General features: G+C 69.3%; 17 protein-coding genes and 2 tRNA genes. 13 read left to right on the top strand and 6 right to left on the bottom strand.

Annotated features, from left to right (window positions below):
• Window positions 1–5: 5 nt before the first annotated feature.
• Genes HHAL_RS05105 through HHAL_RS05095 form a run of 3 tightly spaced genes read right to left on the bottom strand, consistent with a single transcriptional unit; the run spans window position 6 to window position 1967 of the window.
• Window positions 6–749: a HesA/MoeB/ThiF family protein gene (locus HHAL_RS05105; protein ID WP_011813799.1), complete on the bottom strand. Its 744-nt coding sequence runs from the start codon at window positions 747–749 to the stop codon at window positions 6–8.
• Complete coding sequence (gene prmC / locus HHAL_RS05100; RefSeq protein WP_011813798.1) at window positions 746–1591, bottom strand: peptide chain release factor N(5)-glutamine methyltransferase; 846 nt, start codon at window positions 1589–1591, stop codon at window positions 746–748. Before prmC ends, HHAL_RS05105 begins: the two co-directional genes overlap by 4 nt.
• A gap of 25 nt (window positions 1592–1616) precedes the next feature.
• Window positions 1617–1967, bottom strand: a complete 351-nt coding sequence (locus HHAL_RS05095; RefSeq protein ID WP_242464033.1) for a Trm112 family protein — start codon at window positions 1965–1967, stop codon at window positions 1617–1619.
• On the opposite strand from HHAL_RS05095, the gene clpX reads away from it, so the two are divergent.
• The 3 genes from clpX to dksA all read left to right on the top strand — a co-directional run bounded on the left by clpX (window position 1966) and on the right by dksA (window position 4931).
• On the top strand, window positions 1966–3219 hold the full coding sequence (gene clpX / locus HHAL_RS05090) for an ATP-dependent Clp protease ATP-binding subunit ClpX (RefSeq protein WP_011813796.1): 1254 nt from the start codon (window positions 1966–1968) through the stop codon (window positions 3217–3219). The genes HHAL_RS05095 and clpX overlap by 2 nt on opposite strands.
• An 89-nt stretch (window positions 3220–3308) precedes the next feature.
• A complete protein-coding gene (locus HHAL_RS05085; protein WP_011813795.1) occupies window positions 3309–4385 on the top strand; it encodes a 3-deoxy-7-phosphoheptulonate synthase in 1077 nt (358 codons plus the stop codon).
• A 111-nt stretch (window positions 4386–4496) separates the two neighbouring features.
• Window positions 4497–4931, top strand: a complete 435-nt coding sequence (gene dksA, locus HHAL_RS05080) for an RNA polymerase-binding protein DksA (RefSeq protein WP_011813794.1) — start codon at window positions 4497–4499, stop codon at window positions 4929–4931.
• 27 nt (window positions 4932–4958) lie between these two features.
• Here dksA and prfA read toward each other — a convergent pair whose 3' ends face one another.
• Window positions 4959–6050: a peptide chain release factor 1 gene (prfA, locus tag HHAL_RS05075; protein ID WP_011813793.1), complete on the bottom strand. Its 1092-nt coding sequence runs from the start codon at window positions 6048–6050 to the stop codon at window positions 4959–4961.
• Window positions 5971–7320: a glutamyl-tRNA reductase gene (gene hemA / locus HHAL_RS05070; protein ID WP_011813792.1), complete on the bottom strand. Its 1350-nt coding sequence runs from the start codon at window positions 7318–7320 to the stop codon at window positions 5971–5973. The genes prfA and hemA overlap by 80 nt, the downstream gene beginning before the upstream one ends.
• A 241-nt stretch (window positions 7321–7561) precedes the next feature.
• Here hemA and HHAL_RS12560 point away from each other — a divergent pair, with 241 nt between their 5' ends.
• The 8 genes from HHAL_RS12560 (at window position 7562) to ychF (ending at window position 13766) form a co-directional block, all read left to right on the top strand.
• Window positions 7562–8815: a tetratricopeptide repeat protein gene (locus tag HHAL_RS12560; RefSeq protein ID WP_049751458.1), complete on the top strand. Its 1254-nt coding sequence runs from the start codon at window positions 7562–7564 to the stop codon at window positions 8813–8815.
• A complete protein-coding gene (gene lolB / locus HHAL_RS05060; RefSeq protein WP_011813790.1) occupies window positions 8805–9416 on the top strand; it encodes a lipoprotein insertase outer membrane protein LolB in 612 nt (203 codons plus the stop codon). The genes HHAL_RS12560 and lolB overlap by 11 nt, the downstream gene beginning before the upstream one ends.
• A complete protein-coding gene (gene ispE, locus HHAL_RS05055; RefSeq protein ID WP_011813789.1) occupies window positions 9409–10275 on the top strand; it encodes a 4-(cytidine 5'-diphospho)-2-C-methyl-D-erythritol kinase in 867 nt (288 codons plus the stop codon). The genes lolB and ispE overlap by 8 nt, the downstream gene beginning before the upstream one ends.
• Window positions 10276–10287: 12 nt before the next feature.
• Window positions 10288–10362 (top strand) — tRNA-Gln (locus HHAL_RS05050).
• Between the two features lie 57 nt (window positions 10363–10419).
• Window positions 10420–11358 carry a ribose-phosphate diphosphokinase gene (locus HHAL_RS05045; protein WP_041595063.1) on the top strand — a complete coding sequence of 313 codons (939 nt, stop codon included), beginning with the start codon at window positions 10420–10422 and terminating at the stop codon, window positions 11356–11358.
• A gap of 25 nt (window positions 11359–11383) precedes the next feature.
• Complete coding sequence (locus HHAL_RS05040; RefSeq protein ID WP_011813787.1) at window positions 11384–12013, top strand: 50S ribosomal protein L25/general stress protein Ctc; 630 nt, start codon at window positions 11384–11386, stop codon at window positions 12011–12013.
• A gap of 7 nt (window positions 12014–12020) precedes the next feature.
• On the top strand, window positions 12021–12605 hold the full coding sequence (gene pth / locus HHAL_RS05035; protein WP_011813786.1) for an aminoacyl-tRNA hydrolase: 585 nt from the start codon (window positions 12021–12023) through the stop codon (window positions 12603–12605).
• Window positions 12606–12674: 69 nt separating this feature from the next.
• Window positions 12675–13766, top strand: a complete 1092-nt coding sequence (ychF, locus tag HHAL_RS05030) for a redox-regulated ATPase YchF (RefSeq protein ID WP_011813785.1) — start codon at window positions 12675–12677, stop codon at window positions 13764–13766.
• A gap of 63 nt (window positions 13767–13829) precedes the next feature.
• On the opposite strand, the gene HHAL_RS05025 is transcribed toward ychF, so the two are convergent.
• The gene (locus HHAL_RS05025; RefSeq protein WP_011813784.1) at window positions 13830–14177 is read right to left on the bottom strand and encodes an HPF/RaiA family ribosome-associated protein; all 348 of its coding nucleotides are present in this window, start codon (window positions 14175–14177) and stop codon (window positions 13830–13832) included.
• 183 nt (window positions 14178–14360) lie between these two features.
• Here HHAL_RS05025 and HHAL_RS05020 point away from each other — a divergent pair.
• Window positions 14361–14437 (top strand) — tRNA-Met (locus HHAL_RS05020).
• A 154-nt stretch (window positions 14438–14591) separates the two neighbouring features.
• Window positions 14592–15494, top strand: coding sequence for a class I SAM-dependent methyltransferase (locus HHAL_RS05015; RefSeq protein ID WP_011813783.1), 903 nt, complete (start codon window positions 14592–14594; stop codon window positions 15492–15494).
• Window positions 15495–15534: the final 40 nt, after the last annotated feature.

Here is a 15534-nt window from a genome sequence, read left to right as displayed (position 1 = left end):
CCGGTCTAGGGGGCCTCGGCACAGACCGGGCAGTGCGGGTCGCCGTTGACTGTCAGCGTGCGCAGGCGCATACGTAGCGCGTCGACCACCAGCAGGCGGCCGAAGAGAGGAGTACCGGCGCCGGTGAGGATCTTGATCGCCTCGACCGCCTCCAGGCTCCCGGCAACGCCGGGCAGCGGGCCCAGGACCCCGCTCTCACTGCAGGTCAACTGCGGCTCATCCCCCTCGGCGTAGATGCAGCGGTAGCAGGGGCGCCCGCCGGGCCGGAAGGCGGACACCTGCAGCTCCCAGCGGATCACCGCGGCGCTGACCAGGGGGCGGTGGGCCGCTACGCAGGCGGCGTTCAGGGCGAAGCGGGTGGCGAAGTTGTCGGTGGCGTCGATGACCACATCCGCGGCGCCCACCTCCGCGCCCAGGCGTTCGCCGTCCAGGCGCTCCTCCAGGGGGGTGACGGTGATCTCCGGATTACGGGCGGTGACGGCCCGGGTGGCCGAGGCGGCCTTGGGCTGGCCGAGGGCGTCCTGCCGGTGGGCGATTTGGCGCTGCAGGTTAGATAGGTCGACGACGTCGTCGTCGGCGATGCGCAGCTCTCCAACGCCCGCCGCGCCGAGGTAGAGGGCCACGGGCGATCCCAGCCCCCCGGCGCCGACGATCAGCGCTCGGCTAGCGGCCAGGCGCTCCTGTCCGGTGATGTCCAGCTCCGGCAGCATGATCTGCCGGCTGTAACGCATGAGCTGCTCGTCGTTCATGGCCGCCTCCCCAGGGTGAGCCGCTCCAGTCCGGCCAGGTCGCACTCGGTGCGTACCGCTTCCAGCCCGGCAGCCTGGAGCAGTTCGCGCACCGCCCCGCCCTGTCGGGCGCCGTGTTCGAGGATCAGCCAGCCGCCCCGGGCCAGTTCGGCGGTGGCCGGCGGTACGAGGCTGCGGATGTCGGCAAGACCGTCGTGGCCGGCGGCCAGTGCCTCCCGTGGTTCGTGTTCCAGGGCGCCGTTCCCCCACTCGGCGGCGGTGGTCTGCACGTAGGGTGGGTTGCTGACGATGACGTCAAAGGGGCCCGGGGGGATGCCCTCGTTCCAGTCGCCCGGGGTCAGGTGCACCTCGGAGAGCCCCAGGCGGTGTCGGTTTTCCTGCGCCACTGCCAGCGCCGCGGTGCTGCGTTCGGTGGCGGTGATCCGCGCATCGGGGCGCTCATGGGCCACCGCCAGGGCGATGGCGCCGCTGCCGGTGCCCAGCTCCAGCACCTGGCCGCCGGCGGGCAGGCAGGCCACCGCCTGCTCGACCAAGTGCTCGGTTTCGGGGCGGGGGACGAGGACCGCGGGGGTTACGCTCAGGGTCAGATCGCGAAACTCGCAGCGCCGCATCAGGTAGGCCACCGGCTCACCGGTTCGCCGGCGGGCGATCAGGGCGCGATAGGCCTCGATGGTCGCCGCCGGGATCGGCCGCTCCGGGAAGGCGAACAGGTGGCTGCGGCCCACGCCGAGCACCTCGGCGAGCAGCAGTTCAGCATCCAGTCGGGCCGTTGCGCTCGCGGCCCGCAGCGCCTCGGTGCCCTCGTGCAGCGCTGTGCCGATGCTCTGGCCTGCCTCGCTCACCGCGTTCCCGCCGGGGACTCGCCGCTCAGTCGCGCCCGGCGGCAGTGCCGGGGATGCTGCGCTCTTCGAGCATCACCGGGATGCCGTCGTCCACCCGGTAGATGCGGCTGCCGTTGTCGGTGATCAGCCCCTCGTCGAGCGGGGTATCGACCACCGTGTCGTCCAGGTAACGGGCCTGGCCATCGGCAATGTGGCGGTTGAGCGCCTCCAGCTCCTGCGTTGAGAGCGGCTGCAGCGGGCGCTTGGTGATCGGGCAGCAGAGGATGTCGAGTAGTTTCCGGTCCATGGTGGTGAGTATATCACTCTCAAGGTTGTTGCTGGTTGGCCGTTGCAACGGGGTGAGGCCCATGGCAACGAGCAGCGGGGAGAGTGACATGCCGGGATGGTGTGGCGATGTATCCGGGGCCTGGTTGGATGTCCCTGAGAGCGCCGCGGGGGTGCCTACAGACGCTGAGCGGCGCTGCTCGTTCTGCGGGTACGAGGAGCAGATCGCCGGGCCGCTGATCGGCGGTGAGGCGGCCTTCATCTGCGAGCACTGCATCGCCAGTTGCAACGCGACCCTGGAAGCTGATCGGCAGCATCGTCAGGAACGTATCCTCGCCGCGCTGCCGGTTCCGCGCTCGCTGCGACGCTACCTCGACCAGTACGTTGTGGGGCAGGAGCAGGCCAAGAAGGTGCTCTCGGTCGCCGTCTACAACCACTATAAGCGGCTGGTGGCGGCGGCCCGCGGCGAGTCGGTGGAGCTGGGTAAGAGCAACATCCTGCTCGTCGGCCCCAGCGGCACCGGCAAGAGCCACCTGGCCGAGTGCCTGGCGCGCTGTGTCGAGGTCCCCTTCGTGACCGTGGATGCCACCACCCTGACCGCTTCGGGCTACGCGGGCGACGACGCCGAGGCGGTGATCGGGCGGCTGCTCGCGGCCTGTGATGGCGACCCGGAGCGGGCCGCCCGGGGGATCGTCTACATCGACGAGATCGACAAGCTGGCCGCCCGCGACGGGATCGGCGGGGAGCCCGACCTGGCCGGCGAGGGGGCGCAGCAGGGCCTGCTCAAGCTCCTCGAGGGTCGCCGGCTCACGGTCTCCAGCGCTGGCCGCCAGGGCAGTCCGGTCACCGTCGACACGGGTCAGATCCTGTTCATCTGCGGTGGTGCCTTCGAGGGCCTGGAGGCCTTGGCCGCGCAGCGCCCCGGGGTGGGGTTCACCGCCGCCGCCGACGAGCCGGCGGTGCCGGGCGCCGCCGCCGCCTTGCAGCGCTTCGGCCTGTTGCCCGAGCTGGTCGGCCGCCTGCCGGTGGTCGAGACCCTGCAGCCGCTAGCCACCGAGCACCTGATCCGCATCCTCACCGAGCCGCGCAACGCCTTGGTCCGGCAGTACCAGGTGCTGTTCGCCCGCGATGGCTGCGAGCTGGAGATCACCGCCGACGGCCTGGAGGCGGTGGCCCACCGGGCGCGGGCGCGGGGCACCGGGGCCCGTGGCCTGCGCGCGGTGCTGGAAGAGGTGCTCCTCGAGCCGATGTTCGCCGTCCCCGCCGCTGGCGGCGATGTGGTGCGGCTGACCATCGACGCCGCCGCCGTGCAGGGCGGTCAGCCGGGCTACGAATGGCGCGCCGCCGTGCGGCACGCCGTCTAAAGCTCCTTGATGGTCTGAGTCGAGCGCGATTACTATTGATCGGCTAGCCATTCACCACCCGCCGGCGGGCGGGGCGACTCGAGACCGACATGCAAGAGAGCGATCACGTCAACGACGTCAATGTGGCCACCGGTGAACGCCTTCCGTCTCCGGCCGAGATCAAGTCCGAGGTCCCGCTGACGGATGCCGCCCGGCAGACCGTGCTGGACGGGCGGCAGGTCCTGCGGGACATCCTCGACGGCAAGGATCAGCGCATCTTCGCCGTGGTCGGGCCGTGCTCCATCCACGACCCGGAGGCGGCGCTCGACTACGCGCGGCGGCTCAAGGCGCTGCACGATGAGCTCAGCGATCACATCTACTTGGTGATGCGGGTTTACTTCGAGAAACCGCGCACCACCACGGGCTGGAAGGGGCTGATCAACGACCCGGACATGGACGACTCCTTCCGGATCGATAAGGGCCTGCGCATGGGCCGCGAGCTGCTCCGCGAGATCGCCGCCATGGGGCTGCCCACGGCGACTGAGGCCCTCGACCCCTACGCACCGCAATACTACGGCGACCTGGTTTCGTGGACCGCGATCGGCGCGCGTACCACCGAGTCCCAGACCCACCGCGAGATGGCCAGCGGGCTGTCCACGCCGGTGGGCTTCAAGAACGCCACTGACGGCAGCCAGACGGTGGCGATCAACGCCCTGCAATCGGCGGCGTCCCCCCACAGTTTCCTGGGCATCGACCAGGAGGGCCGCATCACCGTCATCCGTACCCGGGGCAACCAGTACGGCCACGTCGTGCTGCGGGGCGGGGCGCAGCCCAACTACGACTCGGTGAGTATCCGGCTGTGCGAGCAGGCGCTGGAGAAGGCCGGCATGCCGCTGCGCGTGGTGGTCGACTGCAGCCACTCCAACTCCAACAAGGATCCCGGGCTACAGTCGATGGTGCTGGAGGACGTGATCCGTCAGCTCCGCGAGGGCAATCGCTCCATCGTCGGGGTGATGCTGGAGAGCAACATCGGTTGGGGCAGTCAGAAGCTCGGTGCCGATCCGGGTGCCCTGGACTACGGCATCTCCATCACCGATGCTTGTATCGACTGGGAGACCACCGAACAGGTTCTCCGGGACGCCGCGGGGCAGCTGCGCGGCAGCCTGCGCGAGCGCGAGCTGCTGTAGTTGACTCTGCGCAATGGCTGATGTATTTCTCTCGGGCCAATGTGCTGTGCTGAGCGCAGTCCGGGGGCTTCGCTGAGGGCGGCGAGGGCCGCAAAGGGAGGAGGACGCGGTATGGCTCCGACAAGACACGCGATGCCGGTCAAGGGCTTTGAGCCGTATCAGGCCGGTGAGACGGAAGAGTACATGAGTGACGAGCAGCTGGAGCACTTCCGCCAGCTGCTGCTGGCGTGGAAGCGTGAGCTCCAGGAAGAGGTGGAGCGCACCGTCCACCATATGCGCGACGACGCCAACAACCACGCCGACCCGTCGGACCGGGCTACCCAGGAAGAAGAGTTCGCCCTGGAGCTACGGGCCCGGGATCGGGAGCGCAAGCTGATCCGCAAGATCGATCAGGCGCTGGACGGCATCCGCACCGGCGACTACGGCTACTGCGAGCAGTGCGGGGTCGAGATCGGTCTGCGGCGGCTCGAGGCGCGTCCGACGGCGACCCTGTGCATCGACTGCAAGTCGCTGGAAGAGATCCGCGAGCGGCAGCGCGTGGCCTGATCCACGCGCTGCGGCGCGGCTACCGCATCAGCCGGAGTCCTCGGCGATCTCGGCGAGGGCTTCGGCCTGGTGTTCCTGGGTGAGGCCGTCAAGGAGCTCATCCATCCCGCCTTCCATCACCTGCTCGAGCTTGTAGAGCGTCAGCCCAATGCGGTGATCGGTCACCCGGCCCTGGGGGAAGTTGTAGGTCCGGATCCGCTCTGAGCGATCCCCTGAGCCCACCGCCAGACGCCGCTGCTCGCTGCGCTCCGACTGCTGCTTGGCCCGTTCCTGCTCGGTGAGGCGCGCCTGGAGCAGCGCTATGGCTTTGGCGCGGTTCTTGTTCTGGGAGCGTTCATCCTGGCACTCCACCACCAGCCCGCTGGGCAGGTGGGTGATGCGGATGGCCGAGTCGGTGGTGTTGACGTGCTGCCCGCCGGCGCCCGAGGAGCGGAAGGTGTCCACGCGCAGGTCGGCGGTGTTGACCTCGATGGCGCTGACCTCGTCCAGCTCGGGGAGGATGGCCACCGTGCACGCCGAGGTGTGAATCCGCCCCTGGGATTCGGTGGCCGGTACCCGCTGCACGCGATGGGCGCCGGATTCGAACTTCAGGCGGGCGTACACGCTGCGGCCGCTGACCCGGGCGATGACCTCGCGGTAACCGCCGTGCTCGCCTTCCCGGGCTGAGAGGATCTCGGTCTTCCAGCCCTGACGCTCGGCGTAGCGCATGTACATGCGCAGCAGATCCCCGGCGAACAGGGCGGCCTCGTCACCCCCGGCCCCGGCGCGGACCTCCAGGAAGATGTTGCGCTGATCGTTGGGGTCGGTGGGCACCAGATGGCGCTGCAGTGCACCCTCCAGCTCCTCAAGACGGCGCTGCGCCTCGGCGAGCTCCTGTTCGGCCAGGGCGCGAATCTCAGCGTCGCCGTCGTTGAGCATCGCCTCCGCGCTGGCGACCGTGTCGGCCTCCGCGCGGTAGGCGTTCAGGTCCTGGACGACGGGCTCCAGCCGGGCGTATTCGCGGGAAAGTTCGGCAAATTTCGACGGGTCGCCGACGACATCAGGATCCGCCAGCTGCGCGCCGATCTCCTCGTGCCGCTCCGCCATCCGCTCCAGCTTGTTGCGAATCGTCGCCTTCACTAGACCTCTCTACCAGCTGTTGGTCGATGGCCAGGGTCTCCAGTGCGTGCTGGATCCGGGTGCGGTCGCCGGTGGCAGCGGCGGCCCGCAGGCCAACGGTGGGGGCGTGGACCAGGCGGCGGGTGAGCGTGTGGGTCAGCCACTCGATCACCTCGAAGGGGTCCTCGCCGCGCGACAGTTGCCGCGCAGCCTGCGCGCGGGTGGCGCGGGCGTAGCTCTCGGCCCGGCTACGGAACGAGCGGATCGCCTCCCCGGCGTCCCGGGCGCGGCGCCACTCGAGGTAGTGGCGGACCTGTTGCTCGACGATGGCTTCGGCCTGGGTTGCAGCGTCCTGGCGCGAACGCATGTTCTCGGCCACGACGCCGCGGAGATCGTCCACCGTGTAGAGGTAGACGTCGTCCATCTCGCCGGCCTCGGGTTCGATGTCCCGCGGCACCGCTAGGTCGAGCATGAACATCGGCTTGTGCCGCCGCGCGCGCACCGCGCGCTCCACCGTGCCCTTGCCCAGGATGGGCAGCGAACTGCCGGTGGAGGATACCACGACGTCGGCCTCGGGCAGCCGCCGCGGCAGGTCGTTGAGGCTCATCGCCTCGCCGTCGTGGGCCTCGGCCAGCCGTTTGGCGCGCTCGACATTGCGGTTGGCCACCAAGACCTGCCCGATCCCCTGCTGCCCCAGGTGGCGGGCGACCAGCTCGATGGTCTCGCCGGCGCCGACCAGCACCGCGGTGCGCTTGGGGAAGTCGTCGAAGATCTGTTTGGCCATGGTCACGGCGGCGAACGCCACCGAGATCGGGTTGGAGCCGATGTCGGTGTCGGTGCGGACCTGTTTGGCCACCGCGAAGGCGTGCTGGAAGAGCCGCTCGAGGACGGCACCGAGGCAGCCGGCGTTGGCGGCCTTGTGGTAGGCGTCCTTGACCTGGCCGAGGATCTGCGGTTCGCCGAGCACCAGGGAGTCGAGCCCCGCCGAGACGCGCATCAGGTGGCGCATGGCCTCGGTGCTGCGGCGGACATAGAGGTGGGGCCGGACCTTGCGCAGGTCCACCCGCTGATGCCGGGTCAGCCAGCCGATGACCACCTCGGGATCCGTGTGCGGCAACCGGATGTAGATCTCCGTGCGGTTGCAGGTGGAGAGGATCGCCACCTCGTCGGCACCGGTCTCGCTGCGGGCACTCTGGAGCGCGTCCCCGAGGGCCTCAGCGTTGAACGCCAGGCTCTCACGGACTGCTACTGGCGCACTGTCGTGGTTGAGTCCAATTGCAAATAATGGCATGAGACTGGCGTCATTAGGCTTCGTTAGGGCACCATCAGGCGTCAACCCGGATTATTACGAAATGCGGACGCCCCGGTAAAGCGTCTTGCCCGCAGAAAAAATGCCCGATCCGACCAAATTCCCCAGGGGCCGCCGCTCCCCGGCCTTTTGTTGCCTGCGGCCTAGTGTCGCGCTGGCCCTCGGTAGCATCCTGGTCGTCGGGTGTGCCGGCCCCCAGCCCGATCCCGAGCCCCGCGCCGACGTGCCGAGCGCGACGTCTGCCCCCGAGGTCGAGCCGTGGGAGCCCTCGCCGCGGGATCGGGCGATCCGCCACGTGCTGGCCGCCGAGATCGCGGTGCGTCGGGATCAACTCGATCAGGCCTTGGTCCATTACGCCAAGGCCATGAGCCTCAGCCGCGACGAGCGGGTAGCGGAGCGCGCCGTCCAGCTCAGCTTCATCCTCGAGGACGAGGGCGTCGCCCAGGAGGCTGCCGAGCGCTGGCAGGAGCTGGCCCCGGAGCGGGTCGAGGCGCACCAGCTGCTCGGCCTGCTGGCCCTGCGCCGGGGCGATGAGCAGGCGGCCCGGGCGGAGCTGGAGAAGGCCATCGAGCGCTGGCCGGGGACCGCCGGGCAGGCCTTCCTGCAGCTCGGCAGGCTGCTTGGGCACGGTGCCGACGCCGGGGCGGCGGCGCGGGTGGTCGCCGAACTGGCCGAGGTGCACGCCGATGTCCCCGAGGCGCACCGGGTCCTGGCCGCTGCGGCGGAGCGGGCCGGCGAAGACGAGCGGGCTGTGGCAGCGGCCGCCCGGGCCTTTGAGCTCGCCCCGGCGGACCGCGAGGCCGGGGCGACCCTGCTGCGCACCGTCTTCCGGGCCGCCCGGGCTGGCACCCTCGAGCGTGACGAGGCCCTGGCGCACCTCGAGCGTGTGCGCGACGGGCAGCCGGTGCTGGTGCCCCGGGTGGCCTTGCTGGAGGGGCAGCTGCTGCGCGAGGCGGGGCGGCCCGAGGCCGCGCTGGCCGCCTACGAGCGGGGGCTGGAGGCCTCTTCCGAAGACCACGACCTGCTCTACGGGCGGGGGTTGGCGCGGGCCGAGACCGGGGATGTGGACGGTGCCGTGGAGGACCTGCGGCGGGTTCTGGAGGCCGACCCCGGGGATCCCCACGCCCAGAATGCCCTCGGCTATACCCTGGTCGACCACAAGCGTGATCTGTCCGAGGCCCGGGAGCTGATCGAGAGCGCCCTGGAGCAGGAGCCGGACAACGCCGCCTTTCTCGACAGCAAGGGGTGGCTGCTCTACCGGGAAGGGGATCCGGAGGCGGCGTTGGAGTACCTGCGCCGCGCCTTCGATCAGGACCCCCATGGGGAGATCGGTGCCCACCTGGGGGAGGTGCTCTGGGAACTCGGCGAGCGCAACGAGGCACGCGAGGTCTGGTGTCGGGCGCTGGATGCCGACGGTGGCCAGCGCGCCCTGAAGCGGACGCTGGAACGCTACGAGGTGGATGTCGATGACCGGTAGATGGAGCCCGCGGCTGCTCGCCGGGCTGCTGGCGGCGCTGGTGCTGTCGGGGTGCGCCCTGTTGGTCCCCGAGGACGAGCGGGAGGCGCAGTACGAGGCCTTTCTGGAGGAGCGTGCCGAGCTGCGAGACTGGTCGGTGGCTGGCCGGGCAGCGCTGCGCGCCGAGGGTGAGGCGGTGAGCCTCTCCTTACGCTGGGAGCAGCGAGGCGAGGTGTACACCATCAACTTATCCGGCCCGTTCGGGGCCGGGGCGGTGCGCATCGAGGGGCAGCCGGGGCGGGTGACCCTGCGGGACGGCGCCGGGCAGAGCGCCACGGCGCAGAGCCCGGAGGAGCTGCTGGCGGCGCAGACCGGCCACCAGCTGCCCGTGACCGCGCTGCGTGACTGGATCGTCGGGCGCCCGGCGGACGGTCTGGAGGTGGACGAGCTGAGCCTGGACCGTGTCGGGCGCCCGGACCGTCTCGAACAGGCCGGCTGGCGGGTCGATTTCCAGGGGTGGACGGACGTCGATGGGGTCGATCTGCCGAGCCGGGTCGATCTGACCCGCGGTTCGACGCAGATGCGGGTCGCCCTCTCAGGCTGGAGTCGCAGCGATGACTGAATGGAGCGTCTGGCCGGCCCCGGCCAAGATCAACCTCTTTCTCCACGTCCTCGGCCGGCGTGCCGACGGCTACCACGAGCTGCAGACCGCCTTCCAGCTGCTCGGCTACGGGGATCGCATCTGGCTGCGCCCGCGTGTCGACGGACGGGTGGAGCGCTGCAGCCATCTGCCCGGCGTGGCCGCGGAGGACGACCTCACCGTTCGCGCAGCGCGGGCGCTTCAGGCGGCCACCGGCAGCGCGGGCGGGGTCGATATCCACGTGGACAAGCGCCTGCCGGCCGGCGGGGGAGTCGGTGGCGGTTCCTCGGACGCCGCCACCGTGCTGGTCGCCCTGAACCATCTGTGGCAGACGGGGCTGGATGAGGAGGCGCTGGCCGGCATCGGTCTGGCCCTGGGGGCCGACGTCCCGGTGTTCGTGCGCGGGCGCAGCGCCTGGGGCGAGGGGGTGGGCGAGCAGCTGCGCCCCATGCCGGTGGACCCGGCGGGTAGCCGCTGGTATCTGGTGGTCGACCCGGGGGCGAGTATCTCCACCGCCGAAGTCTTTGGCGCGCCGGAATTGACACGGGATACGTCTCCGATCACAATACCCGACCTTCGCGCCGGCGCCGTTCGCAACGACTGTGAGCCGGTGGTTCGGAGCCGCTGGCCGGCAGTCGCCGAGGCGCTCGAGTGGCTCGGCCGGCACGGTCAGGCGCGAATGAGTGGTACCGGCAGCTGCTGTTTCGTCGGCTTCCCCGGTGAGGCCGAGGCGCAAGCTGCCCTGGAGCGTCTACCCGGAGCGTGGTCCGGGTTCGTCGCTCAGGCCGTGGAACGGTCTCCGCTGCACCTTACGCTCGCGGAGGCCGCCCGTACCGGCTGACCTGTCAACAACTGGGGCGTAGCCAAGCGGTAAGGCACCGGTTTTTGGTACCGGGATTCGCAGGTTCGAATCCTGCCGCCCCAGCCATATCCGCTACACGCCGAGTTGTAAGGTGGACGTCTAGCCGTGCAAGTAAACGGACCCATGATGGTCTTTGCGGGGAACTCCAACCCGCAACTGGCCGAGGCCATTGCTGCCCATCTGAAGATCCGCCTGGGGCATGCGGTGGTCGGTCGCTTCAGCGACGACGAGATCATGGTGGAGGTCAACGAGCACGTTCGCGGCAAAGACGTGTTCGTGGTCCAGTCCACCTGCCAGCCGGCCAACGACAACCTCATGGAATTGCTGGCCATCGTTGATGCGCTGCGCCGTTCCTCGGCAGCGCGCGTCACGGCGGTGATCCCCTACTTCGGCTATGCCCGGCAGGACCGGCGGCCGCGGTCCCAGCGCGTGCCCATCTCGGCCAAGCTGGTGGCCGACATGATGCAGGCCGCCGGCTACGACCGGGTGGTGACAGTCGATCTGCACGCCGACCAGATCCAGGGCTTCTTCAACATCCCCGTGGACAACGTGTACGCCTCGCCGATCCTGCTCGGCGACATCTGGCGGCAGCTCTATCCACGCAAGGTCGTGGTCTCGCCGGACGTCGGCGGCGTGGTGCGGGCGCGGGCGGTGGCCAAGCGGCTCGACGATGCCGAGCTGGCCATCATCGACAAGCGCCGTCCGCGGCCCAACGAGTCCTCGATCATGAACATCATCGGCGATGTCCAGGACAAGACCTGCATCATCGTCGACGACATCGTGGATACCGCCGGCACCCTCTGCCAGGCTGCCGGGGCCCTTAAGGAGCGGGGCGCACGCAAGGTGGTCGCGTACATCACCCACCCGGTGCTCTCGGGCAGCGCAGTGGACAAGATCGCGGCCTCCGAGCTCGACGAGCTGGTGGTCAGTGACAGCATCCCGCTCGGCGAGCAAGCGGCCGCGTGCCCGAAGATTCGACAACTGAGTATCGCGGAGATCCTCGCCGAGACGATGCGTCGGGTCAGCAATGACGAGTCGGTGAGCGAGCTCTTCGTAGAGTGATTCCCAACCAGGAGTGGAACCAATCATGACGGTGGAAATGAGGCTCGACGCGCATCCGCGCACGGAGACCGGCCGCGGCGCCATGCGCCGTCTGCGTCGTGCCCGGCGCGTCCCGGGTGTCGTTTACGGTGCCGGCAAAGAGCCGCAACCGGTGGCGCTCGAGAACGATCAGCTCTACCGGCTGCTCGAGGAGGAGGCCTTCTTCTCCACGATCCTGAAGGTCCAGATGGGCTCCGAGACCGAGCAGGCCATCGTCAAGGATCTGCAGCGCCACCCGTTCAAGCCGCTGGTCCAGCACATCGACCTCCAGCGCGTGCGTGAGGATCAGCCGATCACCGTGCACGTGCCGCTGCACGTTCACGGCGAGGAGCAGTCCCCGGGCGTGAAGAAGGGCGGCGTGCTGCACCACGACCTGCTCGATCTCGAGGTGGTCTGCCTGCCCAAGGACCTGCCGCCGTTCATCGATGTCGACGTGTCCAGCCTCAAGGTCGGTCAGGCGGTCCACATCAGCGAGCTGACCCTCCCCGAAGGGGTCCAGTCGGCGGCTCTGCAACAGGGCGAGGAGTACGATGCGCCTGTGGTCTCGGTTCAGGCAACTCGTAAGACGCGAGGTGCCAGCAGCGACGACGAGGCCGAGTCCTCCGAGTCCGAGTAACGCCGAAGTGGCCGGCCGGGAAGGTCATTTCCGGCTCATCGCCGGCCTCGGCAACCCTGGCAGCAAGTACGCGGGAACCCGGCACAATGCCGGGTTCTGGCTTGTTGATGAGCTGGTCCGGCGCTACGGCGGTGAGCTGCGGGAGGAGCCCAAGTTCCGCGGCGACTGTGCCCGTGTGCTCATCGATGGCTACGACTGTCGGCTGGTCAAGCCGATGACTTACATGAACCACAGTGGCCAGGCAGTCGGCGCGCTGGCGAACTTCTTCAAGATCCCGCCCGAGGCGATCCTGGTCGCCCACGACGAGATCGACCTGCCCCCGGGCAGCGTCCGCCTCAAGCGCGGCGGCGGGCACGGCGGGCACAACGGCCTGCGCCATATCCAGTCGACCCTCGGTACCCCCGATTTCGCCCGGCTGCGCCTCGGCGTCGGCCACCCGGGGCACAAGGATCAGGTGGTCCCGCACGTCCTCTCCCGTCCGTCCCCCGATGAGCTGCGCCAGCTTGAGCGGGCCATTGACGACGCGGCCGACCAGATACCGCGGCTGCTTGCCGGGGAGTGGGACCGCGCCTGCCAGCAGCTCCACGCCTAGCCGACGCGGGCCGGCGCGCCGGATTGCGGCGCCACCGTCCAGCCACCCAACCTCTTTCAGGATCGCGCCATGGGCTTTAACTGCGGCATTGTCGGGCTCCCCAACGTCGGTAAATCGACGCTGTTCAACGCCCTGACCCAGAACGACATCCCAGCGGAGAACTATCCGTTCTGCACCATCGACCCGAACGTCGGCATCGTCGCCGTCCCCGACCCGCGGCTCTACCGGCTGGCGGAGCTGGTGCGCCCTGAGCGCACCATCCCCACAACCATGGAGTTCGTGGACATCGCCGGCCTGGTCTCCGGCGCCTCCAAGGGCGAAGGCCTGGGCAACCAGTTCCTGGCCCATATCCGCGAGACCGATGCCGTCGCCATGGTTCTGCGCTGCTTCGAGAGTGAGGACGTGCACCACGTGGAGGGGCGGGTCGACCCACGGGCCGACGCCGAGACCATCCACACCGAGTTGGCGCTGGCCGATCTGGACACCGTCTCCCGTGCCCTGACGCGCCAGGAGCGGGCTGCCAAGAGCGGTGACAAGGAGGCGGTGCGGCTTCGCGACCTGCTCGAGCGCGCCCGGCAGGCGCTGGACGAGGGTGAGCCGCTGCGCACCCAGGGGTTCAGCGAGGAGGAGTGCCGGCAGCTTCAGGGTTACCACCTGATTACCCTCAAGCCGCTGATGTATATCGCCAACGTGGCTGAGGACGGGTTCAGCGACAACCCGCTGCTGGCCGATGTGCAGGCGCTGGCCGAAAGCGAGGGGGCGCAAGTGGTGCCGGTCTGTGCGGCCATTGAGGCCGAACTGGCCGTGCTGGACGACGAGGAGCGCGACGAGTTCCTTGCGGAGTACGGTCTGGAGGAGCCCGGGCTCAACCGGGTGATCCGCGCCGGCTACGATCTGCTCGGCCTGCAGACGTTCTTCACCGCCGGCGAGAAGGAGGCCCGCGCCTGGACCGTCCGCCAGGGCGCTACGGCCCCCGAGGCCGCGGGGCGTATCCACACCGACATGCAGCGCGGGTTCATCCGCGCGGAAGTCGTCTCTTACGACGACTACATCGCCCACAGCGGTGAGCAGGGGGCCAAGGATGCTGGCCGCTGGCGGCTGGAGGGGAAGGAGTACGTCCTCGCCGAGGGGGACGTGGTGCACTTTCGCTTCAACGTCTGACGCCGTCGCCTGCCCAAGGCGGCGGGCGGGCGCGGTGGAGGCTGCCCACCGCGCCCGCGGGGCTCACTCCGGCCGCTCCGCGTTCTTGTCGCTCTTGCGCTGCTTATCGGCCAGCTTGCCCAGTCGGCCGTCGAGCACACGCTCAAGCTTCTTGGCCGCGCCGCGGGCCGCGTCGTAGGCATCATCCGCGGTGTTCTCGGCCAGCACCGGGTCCAGGCCGCGGGGACGGGCCTCGATGCGGCAGTGCTTGTTGACTCCGCCCTTCGGGCCATTGATGTCCTGGAAGTGCACCTCGATGCGGGTCAACTGCTCTCCGAAGCGCCGGTCGACTGCGCCCAGTGCCTCACGAATACTCTCTTCCAGCGCGTCGGAGATGTGTACACCGGCGCCAGGATTGATCTGAATCTGCATGGATGCGGGATCTCCCTCCAGGTCGTTGATTACGATTGGGCCTCGGCGCCCGGAGCGTTGAAAACTCCGAGTGCCCCGGTTCGTATTCTGACCGACTCGGCGCGGCGTACCAAGGGCCCCGGCACACGGCGGCTGCAGCCTTGACACGACCTGCGCGGGCTCGGAGAATACGCGTTGCCTTGTGGCTATGTAGCTCAGCTGGTTAGAGCGTCGCACTCATAATGCGAAGGTCGGTGGTTCGACTCCACCCATAGCCACCAGTCCATTCTCCTGTGCCTCTCCGCGACCCGTCCGGTCTCCGTTGCCCGCGACGCGGGTGTTCGTCGCTAAGCTAATCCCTTACTGAAACTGGGGCGCTAAGGGCTGCTCATCTCCTTAAGATGAGTCCTGTATCCACCCGTCCGTGAGCCCCGTATGCCCCCAGTACCCACTTCACCGGATCGCCGCGGCACTGGCGGTCGTGCCCTCAGCTATCTCGACTGGTTGTTCAATCCGTTTCAGCGGCGTGACGCCCAGGCGGTCTACGATCTGCTGGGTACCGGCGCCATCACCGCCGAAGGTCTCTACCTCAACCTGGGCTACTGGACCGGGGAAGAAGACCTGGACGCGGCCAGCGCGGCGCTGGCGCGGCTGGTCGCCGATACGGCCGGCATGGGTCCCGAGGATACGGTGCTCGATGTCGGGTTCGGCTTCGCCGATCAGGATCTGCTCTGGGCGCGGATCCACCAGCCGCAGCGGATCATCGGCCTGAATATCACCGCCTCCCAGGTGGCAGTGGCCCGCGAGCGCCTAGCCGAGGTCGGGCTGGAGGGGCAGATCGAGCTCCACGAGGGATCGGCCACCGCCATGCCGCTGGAGGACGCCTCGGTCGACTGCGTGGTGGCCCTGGAGTCCGCCTTCCACTTCCAGACCCGGGCCGAGTTCTTCGCCGAGGCCTACCGGGTCCTGCGCCCCGGTGGTCGCCTGGTCACCGCGGACATCGTGCCGCTGCCGCGCGCCGCCCGGGTTGCCGAGCGACTGCGCCAGCGCCTGTCGTGGTGGCTGGTCGCCAGTCGTTTTGCCATCCCCGAGGCCAACCGCTACACCCGGCTCGCCTATCCGGGGTATCTGACCGCGGCCGGGTTTGTGGACGTGCACGTGCGTTCGATCCGCGAGGACGTCTATGCGCCGCTGCACGCCTGGCTGCAGGCCCACCCGGAGACCCTCGAGCGGCTCCATCCGATGGCCCGTCTGCCGGCCCGCTGGGCGCGGCGTATGGAGGCTGAGCGGCTCTACGCCGGGCTGGACTACATCCTAGCCCGGGCCGTCCGCCCTTAGGGCCGGGCGATGGGCGAGGCACTTCGACGCCGACCCTAGT

Source organism: Halorhodospira halophila SL1 (assembly GCF_000015585.1).
In the GTDB taxonomy this organism is placed as follows: Bacteria; Pseudomonadota; Gammaproteobacteria; order Nitrococcales; family Halorhodospiraceae; genus Halorhodospira; species Halorhodospira halophila.
This window is presented reverse-complemented; position numbering and strand designations above follow the sequence as displayed.

Bases quoted from the DNA above. Each gene is read 5' to 3' on its own strand.
- HHAL_RS05105 (WP_011813799.1), bottom strand. From the start codon at position 749: ATGAACGACGAGCAGCTCATGCGTTACAGCCGGCAGATCATGCTGCCG.
- clpX (WP_011813796.1), top strand. From the start codon at position 1,966: ATGCCGGGATGGTGTGGCGATGTATCCGGGGCCTGGTTGGATGTCCCT.
- HHAL_RS05095 (WP_242464033.1), bottom strand. From the start codon at position 1,967: ATGTCACTCTCCCCGCTGCTCGTTGCCATGGGCCTCACCCCGTTGCAA.
- HHAL_RS05085 (WP_011813795.1), top strand. From the start codon at position 3,309: ATGCAAGAGAGCGATCACGTCAACGACGTCAATGTGGCCACCGGTGAA.
- dksA (WP_011813794.1), top strand. From the start codon at position 4,497: ATGGCTCCGACAAGACACGCGATGCCGGTCAAGGGCTTTGAGCCGTAT.
- hemA (WP_011813792.1), bottom strand. From the start codon at position 7,320: ATGCCATTATTTGCAATTGGACTCAACCACGACAGTGCGCCAGTAGCA.
- lolB (WP_011813790.1), top strand. From the start codon at position 8,805: ATGACCGGTAGATGGAGCCCGCGGCTGCTCGCCGGGCTGCTGGCGGCG.
- ispE (WP_011813789.1), top strand. From the start codon at position 9,409: ATGACTGAATGGAGCGTCTGGCCGGCCCCGGCCAAGATCAACCTCTTT.
- HHAL_RS05045 (WP_041595063.1), top strand. From the start codon at position 10,420: ATGATGGTCTTTGCGGGGAACTCCAACCCGCAACTGGCCGAGGCCATT.
- HHAL_RS05040 (WP_011813787.1), top strand. From the start codon at position 11,384: ATGACGGTGGAAATGAGGCTCGACGCGCATCCGCGCACGGAGACCGGC.
- ychF (WP_011813785.1), top strand. From the start codon at position 12,675: ATGGGCTTTAACTGCGGCATTGTCGGGCTCCCCAACGTCGGTAAATCG.
- HHAL_RS05025 (WP_011813784.1), bottom strand. From the start codon at position 14,177: ATGCAGATTCAGATCAATCCTGGCGCCGGTGTACACATCTCCGACGCG.
- HHAL_RS05015 (WP_011813783.1), top strand. From the start codon at position 14,592: ATGCCCCCAGTACCCACTTCACCGGATCGCCGCGGCACTGGCGGTCGT.